Here is a 14,084-nt window from a genome sequence, read left to right as displayed (position 1 = left end):
AAACTTATTTATTTTATGTTAGGAATACTTACTATAATTGGAGCAGTAATTTTGACTTCACAAAAAATTTGTAGTTGCTATGATTCTGACATACAATATAAATAAGTATTATGAACCATAAAGCAAAACAGCCCTGCTTCCTTTCGAAACAGGGCTGTTTTATATCTTTTGTAATAGATGTTACCACTATATCGAAAGCAGTCACAACTGGAGCAACTGAAAACTGAAATTAACGATAACTTGAGGAGCGCCTTTTCCACTTACTTCTCTACCGTTAAACATTCCAAAGCCCGGGCTGCATTTTCCCTGGCAGCCTCGGTCGAATCAGCGGATGACAGGGCAACGGCGACCCTTCTCCCAATTTTGGTAACGGGTTTTCCGAAGATGCGCACCTCCGTATTCGGTACAGCCAATGCGTTCTCAACACCGACTATCGAATATTCCGATAACTCCTTGGACGCCTTTAATGGACGGCTTGCTCCTGGGGTGATCAGCTTGATTTCAGGGATGGGAAATCCTAGAATTGCTCGAACATGCAGGGCAAACTCGGATAAGTTCTGTGTCACTACTGTCACTAGTCCCGTATCATGCGGACGGGGGGATACTTCGCTGAAGTAGACTTTATCTCCGGAAAGGAAAAGCTCGACTCCGAATAGTCCGTATCCTCCAAGCTCATCTGTAATGGCAAGGGCGATCCGCTTTGCTTCGTTTATCAGTACTTCCGTCATATCATGCGGCTGCCACGATTCGATATAATCCCCACCCTGTTGAATGTGGCCGATGGGAGCACAATACATGGTTCCGTTTACGGCTCGAACGGTCAGCAGCGTGATTTCTGAATCAAAACGGATGAATTCTTCAATGATCACTCGTCCATTTTGAACCCGTCCGCCTTCCATCGCGATTTTCCAGCACTCCTCTAGGTCACCTTCTGTATAGCACACACTTTGCCCTTTCCCTGAGGAACTCATAAGCGGTTTTACGACATTCGGAAAGCCAATTTCCTTGGCGGCTTGGACAAATTCTTCATATGTATCAGCGAATTTGTAGGCGGCAGTAGGAAGTTTCAAGGTTTCGGAAGCAAGTCTCCTGATTCCTTCACGATCCATCGTTAATTTAGCTGCCCTCGCCGACGGAATGACGGTAAAGCCCTCTTCTTCCAGTTCAACTAATGCTGCTGTAGCGATGGCCTCGATTTCCGGGACGATCAAGTCCGGTTGTTCTTTTTCCACAATTGCCCTAAGTTGTGCAGCATCAAGCATATCGATGACATGACTGCGATGTGCAACCTGCATGGCTGGGGCATGCTCATAGCGGTCAACGGCAACTGTCTCCACCCCAAGCCGCTGTGCTTCAAGCAAAATCTCTTTCCCCAGTTCACCTGAGCCCAATAATAAAATCTTTTTGGATTTATACATTCAGCCTCTCCCCCTTCATAACCTCAAACACATTATATACGAACTATAATCGAATAAATATAAATATTTATTCGTATTTTAAATAAATACAGGCAATAAACACGATTTTAAAATGATTTCCGAAAGTATTTTAAAACCCACTTGACACATAAGAATAATAGTCTTATTCTTTTTTATACAAGGAAAATATATGCTGACTAGTCGACTGGTGGCTCTCTATTCATAACGGGTTTTTTCACAATGAGGGAGGCCTACACTATGCAAGAGGAAACGCATCGCCAATTACCTAGAATAGCTGACAATAAAAGATTGGAAGAAATGGAATACCTTAATCTTCCGGACCGGATGTTCTTCCATTGGTGTCAGCAGCAATATGCCCTGAATAGAGGGGTTTACAATACGATTGATAATTGGTTACATGAAAATGGGATCATCGACATTCTATGCCGGCGAATCAACCTTTTAGCTTTTCTGGAATACGCATCTGTCTCTGAAAATACGACTGGACGGGCGAAGTTGATTAAATTTGGCAAGGGAGGGCTAACGAAAAAGCTCCAGGATTTCATGGCTGCAATCTGACTCCAAGCTTTCCTCCTGTCGAAAGCTTGGAATGTCGAAATTTGCACTACGATTACTTTTGTAAATGTAAGCGCTTTCTATTATAATGAATATAGGTTGGATGGCATGCGTGGCCGTCAAAGTATGTGGCGTAGGTGGGGCCAATACTAGCGCTAAAGAGGTCAAACTTCTTTACCGTAAATCGATTAAGGTACCTTATAGCTGGGGCTGCATTTCCTGGACGAATGACGGAGGATGTCCGTTATTTTTTTAGGCTTCATAACGACTTGATCATGCAATCGATAAGTAAAGCTTTCCTTTACTTATTTTTTGCAGCAGCCCTTACCGTTTTAATTCAATAGAACTAAAGAGCTCTTCCCCATCGACTAGGAGTAGAGCGTTTTTGCTTGTTCAATCTTTACATATACAATCCTGCCAAGAAAATCCCAAGCGACTTTTGGTAAATTTCATCGAACTGTGATATAGGGAGCGGGTTCGTTCCTTTGCCAAGCTCAACGGTAAACCCGGGTTTCCTCCAGTCCTGAATGTACCAATCCTTATACCCTGCGTAACTATCGACGGATTTGACAGGCTCATAACCACTTACCCTCGCAAATTCATTGACGATCGTTTCAGACTCTGGCGGCTCCATATCTTCAAACCCCCAAAAAACGACCTCTCCTTGTGTATGGAATGCCAGTACTCTGGCAAAATCACGCTTTCGCGTTAAATTTGCCATTGAAATCGCTTCAGGCTCCGTTAGTGGCCCTTTTCCCGAATAATTTGCCGGACCTGGATCATTTACCATATTGCGAGCCTGTTCCATTTCCCACTTGGCAGGGAATTGGTCGTTCAGGTCGACACCATTGATATTCGCTTTCCAGCCAGAAAAATCCTCGCTGCCATTATTCCATTTCACGAGCTGTGCTCGCAAAGGCTCATTTGCCGGCGGTCCATTTTGCACCAATTCCACTCCGTCGGGGTTCACCATCGGGACGATCGATAGTAATGTTTGTTGGTAATATGGAAAAAGAGAAAGGCCGCGGATATCCGTTTGATTCGTGATTGCCAGTAAATAATCATTTAAAAAGGTCATGATTACAGGGGTCGTAATCCATTCATTCCCATGAAACGAACCATTATAATGAACTCGCTTCTCTCCCTGGCCGATCAACACTTCGGGGATATTCCTATTTAATGCCGTGTCACCAATCGGGGAGGTTTGAATAAAAGGGTAAATGCTTTTCAGCCGCCCAACATCGGTAAGCAATGTTTCATAGTCATATTTCTGACTCCCTTGAATGAGCCTCCACGTAATCCTTACTGGCACAAAGATCGTCTGGCCCACCTGCAGGGCATTCGGGTTGAGGCTAGGATTAACCATAAATAAGGCATCCAATGAGAGATTACGTGCTTTGGCAATTCCCCATAATGAATCTCCCTGCTTAATCTTATATGCCGTCGACGTGAAGCCGGGAATCTTGATTTTCTGACCGATCATGAGGGATTGTGGATCGATTCCTCCATTGGAATCAATGATCAGTTCGTAATGCACCTTAAATAGTTGGCTATAATACCACAAAGAGTCATTCTGCCGCACATAAACGTCCATACTGCACCTCCACTTACCCATATATGTATGCTCATTTACGTTGATTATGGCTAAGATCTCGCTGAAGAGGTTTCAAACGGCAGCATTGCTCCACCGTTCATCGTTTCGGACAAGCAATTCATCCGCAAGTAATCAGGCCATCCATCATCTTGGAAAAATTAAATTCGAACAAAAAAAAGCAGGCACCCATGGATGCCTGCTTGCACTTCGTTATTACACTTCTTGTGGTACGACCAAGCCTAAACCTTCTGCAATTCGTGTACCGTATTCTGGGTCGGCTTTGTAAAAATGACCGAGTTGACGAAGCTTGATTTCCTCCAATTCGACAGGCTTCATTGCGCCCACAATCGTTTCCACGAGGCGAGTTTTCTCTTCCGCACTCAATAGTCGGTATAAGTCGCCCGCCTGCGTGTAGTGATCATCGGAATTATGGCCAACCTGGGCAGCTTGCCCAGTAATCTCAAAAGGAGCGACTTTATTTTCCGTTGATTCCGTAGGTCCGCCAAAGCTATTCGGCTCATAATAAACGGAGCCCTTGCCGTTGTCATCGGGACGCATGAAGCCATCACGCTGGTAGTTGTTCGCTTCCACCTTCGGACGGTTAACCGGCAGATGGTTATGATTCGCTCCCACACGGTAACGATGAGCATCACCATAGGCGAATAGGCGTCCTTGTAGCATTTTGTCTGGGGAAGCTTCAATTCCTGGCACGAATGTTCCTGGAGAGAACGTCGCTTGCTCCACCTCTGCAAAATAGTTTTCAGGATTACGGTTCAATTCCATCCGGCCAAGCTCAATTAGCGGATAATCCTTCTGCGACCATACTTTCGTAACATCGAATGGGTCGAAACGGTATGTGTCGGCATCTTCCAAAGGCATGATCTGAACATATAGTTTCCATGCAGGGAAGTCCCCTTTTTCGATGCTGTTGAACAAGTCTTCCGTATGATAATCAGGGTTTTCTCCCGCTAGTTTTGCAGCTAACTCCACATCCAGGTTTTTGATTCCTTGCTCTGTTTTGAAGTGATATTTCACCCAAACGCCATTTCCTTCATCATTGACCCATTTAAATGTATGGCTACCGAACCCATGTGTATGGCGAAGTGTAGCCGGAATTCCCCTATCAGACATCAAGATCGTCACTTGGTGCAATGATTCTGGTGAATGTGACCAGAAATCCCAGACTGCCGTAGGGTTTTTCAAATGTGTTTTAGGATCTCTCTTTTGTGTATGGATGAAGTCAGGGAATTTAATCGCATCGCGAATAAAGAATACTGGCGTATTATTGCCGACGATATCGTAGTTTCCTTCTTCCGTGTAAAATTTAACGGCAAATCCGCGTGGGTCACGGACTGTATCAGCGGAGCCCAATTCACCGGCTACCGTGGAAAAACGAATAAATAAATCCGTTTTCTTGCCAACACCATTGAAAAGCTTAGCTTTCGTATACTGAGAAAGGTCGTTCGTCACCTCGAAAGTACCGAATGCGCCAGCACCTTTCGCATGAACTACACGTTCAGGTACACGCTCACGATTGAAGTGGGCCAGTTTTTCCAATAAGTGCACGTCTTGAATGAGTACAGGACCGCGTTGTCCAGCCGTAATTGAGTTCTGATTATCCCCAACTGGTGCGCCCCAGCTTGTTGTAAGATTTTTCTTATTCGTCATAATTGAACCACCTTTTCTTTACTATTTATGTATATAATGATAAAGCTTATCAGAAAAAAATCAATACTTATTTGTAATAATTTTAATATAATAATCATTTCATAGTATTCCCGACACAATAGCATGCTGGAAAGCGATTGGACTACCAGCGACAAAAAGAACCCTAATATGGTATACGCTCCCCCTACCTGAAATTCCTTCATTAATAACCGATTTAATTCACTCTCCATCCAATGGCATGGTAACCGAGAAGCAGCCGAACATCAATGAATGCTTTACTTAAGGCAGCAATACCTATTACAAACGAATTCATCGCCCTGTGACTTTAATGCAAAGTAATGCAGACAGCTCCAGCCTGTCCATTGTCCCTCAAAAGGCTCGGTCCCTTCCCCTTTCTTTACTGATGGATTTGGTGATATTCGGTTTGTGTTCACCTGGAAAATAAGATACTATTACGTTAAAATGTCCGGCCAATAAGACTAAGGGTGATATAGATGAATGAGCGGAAGCAACTTGTAGTTAAATACGCACACGAATTATTTATTGAAAAGGGATATCAAGCAACATCGATCCAGGATATTTTAGATTACAGCAGCATTTCCAAAGGAACGTTTTACAACTATTTTTCCTCTAAAGGTGAATTGCTTAAGGCAGTCTTCCTTTCCGCGCAAGAAAAATTGGAAAAGGAACGGAATGAACTGCTTATCGGGCAAAACCTTGCAGATATCGAAATATTCATCAAGCAATCCGAATTACAAATACACTCCAATAAAAGTAGTAAACTATTTTCTTTATATGAAGAAGTCATGATTTCCAATGACACAGAGCTTAAGAATTTCATAACCCATGTTAAGTTCCAATATATACATTGGCTCTCAAAACGGTTTCTAGACATATTCGGTGTCGAGAAGAAACCGTATATTTTGGACTGTGCCATCCTTTATTCTGGAATGATGCATCAAATGATTCATTTTAACGCCTTGGCCAGAGAGCCTGATTTCAACCCTACGGAAATCATTCGTTATTGTGTGAATAGGATTATCACGATTTTCGAAGATGTGAGCAGCTCCAACGTCCAGCTATTGGAGCCTGATCTTATTAAGCAATGGCTGCCTGACTGCTTCCATACACAGGAGGATTTTCATACAGCGCTCCTGCACTCTGCTAACGACCTAAAAAAGGTGATCTTTAAGCTTTGTCAGGAGAATGAAGCGGAACGGGTGAAAAACTTAAAATTGATCCATTTTATCCAGGAGGAAATTTTACAAAACGCTGACCCTCGAATCTTTCTCATCGACAGTGCGCTGCTGTCCCTAAGGACTGATCCAATGCTTAAGGAAACGGTGGAATTAAGTGAATTCGAAAAAATCATTGCCAATAATTAGATGGAAGGCGAAATCCGGGATTCCGATAGATTGATAGAACCCCTGTAGGCTCCTTTCCTGGAGTCTTTTGCTTTTTTTACGCTCCGTACCTCCTCATTTTTTTGTGACAATTCTGCAAACATATAACTGATATTGGCAGAATTTTAGTATAATGACTTGTAGAAAAAAGACTTCAGGAGGAGTTTTCATGAATATAATCATGCGTTTTCTTATCAACGGGTTGGTACTCCTCGTTATTGACTGGCTTCTCGACTCCATTACGATTAAATCTTACGGAACAGCGCTGCTCGCGGTCTTTATATTATCGATCATGAATTTGCTGGTTCGGCCCATTTTACAGCTTATTACCTTGCCGATTACCATCCTGACGTTCGGATTGTTTTCGTTCATCATCAATGCCTTCACATTTCAAATCACTTCCTACGTAGTCAGTGGATTTGTCATCCATTCCTTTTGGGGAGCTTTAATCGGGTCTTTGTTATTGAGTTTCATCCAAAGCCTGCTTATAAAAAAGAGTACAAAAAACCGTCAGTAGCTGCTGACGGTTTTTCGATTCCACAGCACAACAAGCTTCGATATTTCCCGGGCTATTCCCCTATATTCCGCACCCCTTCACTTGCTGTATTCTCTCATTTTTGACAAAGCATTCGACATGGGTCGTTTTTTTAAGGAACATAGTCTAAAAATTTAGAAAAATCACATAATTAAGTTTTGTTTAAATAACAATTAAAAGGGTTATTAGTATATTTTATAAGGTAATAATCTAGGGAGTTTCTTCTATGGTAAGCGTTTTCATATTTTTCTTTACAATCTATCTATTAAAATATATTATTTAGTTGTAATATTATGTGAAAAATCAATAAATGATATGTTAGCGGCCCTACTAGTGATAAAATGCTAGGTAGAGCAAATGAAACTCCAACATAGAAAAGGGGAAAAATATGCAAAACTCCAAAGAATCTCAACTGCACAGAGGGTTGGAAGAAAGACATATAGCCTTAATGTCTCTTGGCGCAGCCATTGGTGTCGGTCTATTTCTCGGCTCGGCATCTGCGATTAAATTGGCCGGTCCTGCCATAATCATATCGTATGCTATTGGCGGGCTTATGATCTATCTAATCATGCGGGCACTAGGGGAAATGGCGATAAAGAATCCTGTCGCAGGCTCTTTCAGCCGCTATGCGAGCGAATTTGTCGGCCCTCTTGCCGGATATATCACCGGATGGAATTACTGGTTCGTCTGGATTGCCACCTGTATGGCCGAAATTACGGCAGTCGGCATTTATATGCAATTCTGGTTCCCTGATACACCGCAATGGGCTTGGGCGTTAGCCGCACTTGCCATCATGACTTTAATTAACTTTCTTGCTGTAAAAGCTTACGGTGAATTGGAGTTTTGGTTTGCCCTAGTGAAAATCGTTACGATCATCCTTATGATCGTCCTTGGCTTCGGAATGATCTTATTCGGACTGGGAAATGGCGGGATCGCGGTTGGATTCGGCAACCTGGTTGAACATGGCGGATTTTTCCCTAATGGAATCTCCGGTGTCATCCTTTCGTTCCAAATGGTCATGTTCGCCTATCTCGGCATTGAAATGCTCGGAGTGACCGCGGGTGAAGTAAAGAACCCTGAAAAATCTTTAAAAAGAGCCATCGATACCGTTTTTTATCGCATTTTACTTTTTTACGTTTTAGCTCTTACCGTCATTCTCTCGATCACTCCGTGGGATCAAATGAATGGTAAAGACAGTCCATTCGTGATGATGTTCGACAAAATCGGAATACCGGGTGCAGCAGGAATCATTCAGTTCGTCGTTCTGACTGCGGCGCTATCATCATGTAACAGTGGTATCTTCAGTACGGGTAGGATGTTATTTAACTTAGCGCAGCAAGGTGAATCACCAAAAAGCTTCGAACGTACAACAAAATCGGGCGTTCCTGGCGTGGCCATTATCGTTTCGGCTGTCGTACTTCTTTTCGGTGTTTACCTGAACTATATGGAAGCAGAAAAAGTTTTCAGTTACGTTACAAGTGTCGCTACATTTGGTGCACTCTGGACCTGGGGTACCATCCTTGTCACCCAGATCATGTCAAGGCGGAAAATGAGTCCGGGGGAAAAACAAGGTTTATCTTACAAGATGCCTCTTTTCCCATTCACTTCTTATCTCACTCTAGCCTTTTTAGTGTTCGTGATGGTTGTACTCGGCTTTTCAGCAGACACCAGAATCGCTTTGATCGTTGGTCCGATTTGGATCATCCTGCTAGTAGTCTTGTATTATGTGACAGGCTTGCATAAACGAAAAAGATAAATGAAGTGAGAGTGCCCTATCAAGTTTGGGCACTCTCTTTTTTGTTACGCTTACTTTTCCCTTCTTCTTCTCATCACCCAGTGGACCAACAGACCCGCTATCCCTAAAATAATGAGGGTAGGCAGGTTTCCAATTATAAATACGATGATTCCAGAACCAGCTTTAAGCAAGAGATTCGCACTCGTTGCAAGCTGTTTTTTCGTTCGCTCCCATGTATTCAATTCCCCATTATCAATGCCCGGCACAATGATCATATCCTGTGTCATCGTGATGGTTATCGTCGAATATGAGGTCTGGTTATCAAGGTACTTTATTTGCCCGGTAAGCTGCTCTATTTCTTCTTGAACCGCGGCAAGATCGGATGATATTCTCAGCAGATCTTCTGTCTTTTTAGCTTCCTGCATAAAAGCAAGCAGCCTTTCCTCTACAGTTCTCTTCGACTTCAGTCTTGCTTTTAGATCCACATATTGCTCGGTTACATCCTGTCCGGTCACATTTCTTCCGACCACTTTTAAGGCTTCACTTTCGCTAAATGCAAGAAAGTCATGAAAACGGTCTTCAGGCACTCGTACCGTTATCGTTCCCTCCGTCCTTTCTTCATTTTCCCGATAAACATTGGATTCGATGACATACCCTCCGTATTCCTCCGCCTTATCCTCAATTTTCAGTTGTACCTTCTCCAGGTTCTTTACCTTCAATTCAAGCTGAGCTTGATGGATGACCCTCCTTTCATCCGTATTTTCTTCTTTTTCTGCGACTTTTTCTTCCGGCTTCTTATTGCTGGAAAAGGAAACGTCCATTTTACTGCTCGCTTTTTCATCTTCCGATTGGGACACTGAATCCTCATTTTCAATGCTGCTGCATGCCGCAAGCAAAAGGAATATGCTGAATATACACATCATTTTTTTACAATTCATCGCCAGTCCTCCTTTTCTTACTAGTACCGACGAGCGTTATGGAAAAAAGTTACACTCAGTTGTTTTTTCTATCTCAAGTCAAGAAGGGTATCGAGCTTTAAAGGAATCTCTAAACAAAAAAGAGGACGTCCCAACGTATGCCGGAACGCCCTCTCTTATCAGGATTTCGTGAGTAATCTCAATTACTTATTAATATTCGTAATTCGTCCCTCAATATCTGCTGTGATCTTTCCGCCCTTGAACGTTTCTTTCACATAGTTAACGAAAGCTTCTAGATCAGCGTGACCAAATACACGCTCTTTTCCTTTCAGGACGGTGTAGTTATCGCCGCCGCTTGCCATGAAGTCATTGACGGTCACCGTGTAGGTTTCGTCATCCTTAATCGGTGTCCCGTCGGCCTTCTTCAATGACGTAACACGTTCCGAGACTTGTTTGCTGAAGTCAGCTGTATAGCTCAGTCCTGATATTTGTAACGTTTTTGGAGCTCCTTCCACGATCCATTGCTGTTGAAGCAACGTTTTCACTTCCGCTCCGGTTAACTCAAGCTTAACCAATACATTGCCGAATGGCTGGATTTTCGCCAAATCGGAAAAAGTTACTTCACCCTTCGGAATGTCTGCACGAATTCCACCTGGATTCATGAACGCAAAATCGGAGTTCAAATCAGCCTTCATGGAATCGGCAATTAAATTCCCAAGTCCCGTTTCCTGTGTATAGGCATTCGTTCTTAAAATCTTCTCATCCGTTGTCCCAATTGGGGCCTTCAACTCTGGGAACATGTCTAAATAGTCGTTAATGAACTTTGTCGTTCCTGCATCAGCTGAGATGGTATCTTGTGTAACCGTCACAATTTCAGCCGACTTCTTGACAATTTCCTTCGTCGTCGGATCGATTTCCAAATCAACATCTTCGAAAGCAGTACCATAAGAATAGGCTTGTACAATCAATTTATTATCGACATAGTTGTTGACCTTTGCATGATTATCTCCAGCTAAGATCACATCAACTTCATCATCCACGGCTTTAGCAAGATCAGCCACTTCGCCTGTGATGACTCCGTCTTTTTCAGTGCCTGGGTCATGTGAGATGATGACGATCGATTTGACGCCTTTTTCCTTCAATTCAGCAACCGCCTTATTCACGGCAGGTGCCTGTTCGATGAACTCCACATTTTTAATGCCATCAGGGCTGACTTTTTGAGGTGTCGAATTAGTGACTACACCGATGAAGCCAATATCAACTCCACCGACGTTTTTTATAACATAAGGGTCCAAAATGGGTTTTTTCGTGTCTTTATATACAACATTGGCAACTACATATGGAAAATTCAATTTATCGAATACCACATCGGATGTAGGCGACTTTCCGCCATTGATTTGGGCCATCAGGGTTTCTACCCCTTTGTCGAATTCATGATTCCCGACGGTTCCGACATCGAATTTCATATTATTCAAAAACTGGAGTGTCGGTTTGTCCTGGACCAAAGAAGATACAGGGGCACTCGCGCCGACAGCATCGCCTGCCGATAGTAAAAGAGTATGTTCAGGGTTTTCAAGCTTACGCTGCTTTAGATGCGCTGCTAAATAATCGGCACGCCCTTGTTTGATGCCGCCAAAATCGGAGGTCGTGTCAAGCTGGCCGTGAAAATCATTGATCCCAAGCAATTGCACCTTAACGTTTTCTTTTCCAAGATTGAATTTGTAAATGCCAAAGCCTTTATCATCGTTTTTACCCGTATAAGTAATCGGGCTGTCTTCATGTAAGTAGTCCGCACCCTTTGGTGATGATGTGAAAGTAACATTCACATTCCCTGAAATAGGGGCAATCGACCAGTTTTTATCAGTGGTTGGATTGATCTCGCCCTCTTGGGCAATGTAATCCATCAAGATTTGGCGATTTTCATCCGCTGAGTCCACTACATATTCACTGCCCTTGACTCCCGGGAAGTTTCCTCCGCCCGAAGCACGGTAATTATTCGTCACGACGATGAAGTCCTGATTCGGATCAACTGGTTTGCCATTATATTTTAAATCGGCAACCCTGCTTGAATCCGATACTTTTGTGCCTTTTTCATCATAGCGCGGAGCTTTGGTGACATCGATCTGATACGTAACGCCGTCGATCACATCAAAATTATAAACGGCAAACTTTCCATTAAGCAATTCCTGCTCCTCGGTCTTGGCAGGATCAATTGTATTATATTTTCCGGCTGACATTTCGATCCATTCTTTTACAACGGATCCTTTGACCTTGATTGCCTTCAACGTATTATCATATAAATATAAATCGCCGGCGCTACGGATGGTCAAACCGCCTTGTTTGATTTCGGTGAACTCTTCAACTCCATTGCGGCCCGCTTTGAACGGCGCTCCTACAGAGAGAATCGGCAAGTCTTTGTATTCAGGACGATTGCTTTGAATGTATTTCTCTACATACCATTTTTGGGCGCTCGTCACGACTTGTACCGACGGATCGTCCTGCACAAGGGCGAAGTAGCTATGGATCGGAGCAGTAGTCGTTCCAATCGGGGTATTGACATACTTGATCGTTCCTTCGTGATCCTTCTTCACGGCTTTGACGACAGATGCATCTTCAGCCGCTTTTTTTCCTGTAACTTTGTCGTTGATTGCTCGAGTTGATGAACCCGATTGAACGATCTTCCATTTTCCTTTAATATTCTGAATATCAAGATCGATGATCCCTAGATTACTGCCGCCATATCCTGCTTGAACGGCCGGTACTCCATTTATGGTCCCTTTATTATTATCCACACCTTTTAAGACCTTACCTTGGCTATCTTTAAACAGGCTGTCCAATGATGCTTCATCTTTTGCCGGAAAAACTTTATGTGTATGCGAGAACGTGATCGCATCAATACCGGATACCTTACTTAATGAATAGATGACATCCTCGGTATTCTTAGTATCTCCACTGAAACCGGAATGTGTAAGCGCCACGATGACATCCGCGCCCTTTTTCTTCATTTCAGGTACGTATTTATTTGCAGTCGTGATGATCTCCTTAGTAATGACCTTACCTTCAAGATTCACTTTATCCCAATCCATGATTTGCGGCGGAGCAAATCCGATATAGCCTATCTTTACCGTTTTTTCATTTCCATTGATATCTTTTACCTTTTTGGAAACGATTTTATAAGGCGTATACTTATTTTTGTCATTTTTCGGATTATTATCTTTATCTTTCTGATAAATATTAGCATTCACATAAGGGAAGTTCGCATCATTGATGGCTTCGTCCAAATAAGATAACCCATAGTTGAACTCGTGATTGCCAAATGTGGCCATATCATAATCAAGCAGGTTCATCGCTTTATAGACAGGGTGTACCTCGCCTTTTTTCAATGGAGCTATCTTCGCTTTGTACGTACCTAGTGGTGTGCCTTGAATAAGGTCGCCATTATCCACTAATACACTATTTTTCACTTCTTTTCGTGCTTGTTTGATTAAAGTTGCCGTACGGGAAAAACCGACCACATCCGATGGGGCATCCTTATAATAATCATAGCTCATTAGATTCGTGTGTAAATCCGTCGTTTCCATGATCCTTAATTCAAATGGTGCATCTGAAACGGAGGTTGCCAAACTGTTGCCGAAGTTACTCGTATTGCCGTTATACTTGGAAACCACCGATACTTTAACCCAATCACCCGCTTTGTACGAGTTGAAGTACGCAGAGAATTTTTGAGCCGATTTAATATCCGTTTCAATGGCTGACTGTGAAATGACCTTCGTCCCACTCATTAACTGAAAGACAACGCTTTCGTATCCTTTATTGCCTTTTTTCGGTATGACAGTTACAGTTGCCTTGGTGCCTTTTCCATAGCTAATGGCAGGAGCCGATATGACAAATGGTTTAGATGCCGGTTTTTTATAATCCTCTTTGGCAAATGCCTCTCCCGGTACGGATATTGGAGCTGCAATCAGAGCTACAGCAACAATCGGGGCGAGCATTTTTTTCACTTGAATCTTGAACGACATACTTCACAACCCTTCTATTTTTATGAAATGCTAGAATAATATAACATGAATTTATTGATATCGTCGCTAAATTTACCATAATATTATGCATTTTCAATAAACGGGTTTTTTTCCCGCTTCATTTCTGTATCAATAGTACGATTTACCTTGGAATATGGATAAATCATTATCGAAACTCATTGAAACCTTAGGAAGAAAGTTTCCTTTATAAAAAAGCGG

Annotated in this window: 9 protein-coding genes; 4 read left to right on the top strand and 5 right to left on the bottom strand. The window is 42.7% G+C overall.

The features are described from left to right. Nucleotides 1-260: 260 nt before the first annotated feature. The gene (gene purT / locus ASU00_RS04295; RefSeq protein ID WP_057912197.1) at nucleotides 261-1,418 is read right to left on the bottom strand and encodes a phosphoribosylglycinamide formyltransferase 2; all 1,158 of its coding nucleotides are present in this window, start codon (nucleotides 1,416-1,418) and stop codon (nucleotides 261-263) included. A 258-nt stretch (nucleotides 1,419-1,676) separates the two neighbouring features. Between purT and ASU00_RS04290 the strand changes: the two genes are divergently transcribed. After that, nucleotides 1,677-1,997: a hypothetical protein gene (locus tag ASU00_RS04290; RefSeq protein WP_413783505.1), complete on the top strand. Its 321-nt coding sequence runs from the start codon at nucleotides 1,677-1,679 to the stop codon at nucleotides 1,995-1,997. 397 nt (nucleotides 1,998-2,394) lie between these two features. Here the strand turns inward: ASU00_RS04290 and ASU00_RS04285 are convergent, their stop codons facing one another. Further along, nucleotides 2,395-3,588 (bottom strand): M14 family metallopeptidase, encoded by a 1,194-nt coding sequence (locus ASU00_RS04285; protein ID WP_057912196.1) that lies wholly within the window; start codon nucleotides 3,586-3,588, stop codon nucleotides 2,395-2,397. Between the two features lie 213 nt (nucleotides 3,589-3,801). Further along, entirely contained in the window at nucleotides 3,802-5,256 is a 1,455-nt protein-coding gene (gene katA, locus ASU00_RS04280) for a catalase KatA (protein ID WP_057912195.1), read from the bottom strand. Between the two features lie 494 nt (nucleotides 5,257-5,750). On the opposite strand from katA, the gene ASU00_RS04270 reads away from it, so the two are divergent. The 3 genes from ASU00_RS04270 to ASU00_RS04260 all read left to right on the top strand — a co-directional run bounded on the left by ASU00_RS04270 (nucleotide 5,751) and on the right by ASU00_RS04260 (nucleotide 8,950). Continuing rightward, nucleotides 5,751-6,641 carry a TetR/AcrR family transcriptional regulator gene (locus ASU00_RS04270; RefSeq protein WP_057912193.1) on the top strand — a complete coding sequence of 297 codons (891 nt, stop codon included), beginning with the start codon at nucleotides 5,751-5,753 and terminating at the stop codon, nucleotides 6,639-6,641. 187 nt (nucleotides 6,642-6,828) lie between these two features. Continuing rightward, complete coding sequence (locus tag ASU00_RS04265) at nucleotides 6,829-7,176, top strand: phage holin family protein (RefSeq protein ID WP_057912192.1); 348 nt, start codon at nucleotides 6,829-6,831, stop codon at nucleotides 7,174-7,176. A gap of 406 nt (nucleotides 7,177-7,582) precedes the next feature. Beyond that, nucleotides 7,583-8,950, top strand: a complete 1,368-nt coding sequence (locus tag ASU00_RS04260; protein WP_057912191.1) for an amino acid permease — start codon at nucleotides 7,583-7,585, stop codon at nucleotides 8,948-8,950. Between the two features lie 50 nt (nucleotides 8,951-9,000). Here the strand turns inward: ASU00_RS04260 and ASU00_RS04255 are convergent, their stop codons facing one another. Together ASU00_RS04255 and ASU00_RS04250 are read right to left on the bottom strand one after the other, a co-directional pair. Continuing rightward, nucleotides 9,001-9,867: a DUF4349 domain-containing protein gene (locus ASU00_RS04255; RefSeq protein ID WP_057912190.1), complete on the bottom strand. Its 867-nt coding sequence runs from the start codon at nucleotides 9,865-9,867 to the stop codon at nucleotides 9,001-9,003. 182 nt (nucleotides 9,868-10,049) lie between these two features. Continuing rightward, nucleotides 10,050-13,865 carry a bifunctional 2',3'-cyclic-nucleotide 2'-phosphodiesterase/3'-nucleotidase gene (locus tag ASU00_RS04250; protein ID WP_057912189.1) on the bottom strand — a complete coding sequence of 1,272 codons (3,816 nt, stop codon included), beginning with the start codon at nucleotides 13,863-13,865 and terminating at the stop codon, nucleotides 10,050-10,052. Nucleotides 13,866-14,084: the final 219 nt, after the last annotated feature.

Origin of the sequence: Peribacillus muralis, from assembly GCF_001439925.1 — a bacterium.
GTDB classification, from domain to species: domain Bacteria; phylum Bacillota; class Bacilli; order Bacillales; family DSM-1321; genus Peribacillus; species Peribacillus muralis.
The sequence above is the reverse complement of the archived record's forward strand: the minus strand, read 5'-3'. Positions and strand labels throughout refer to the sequence as shown.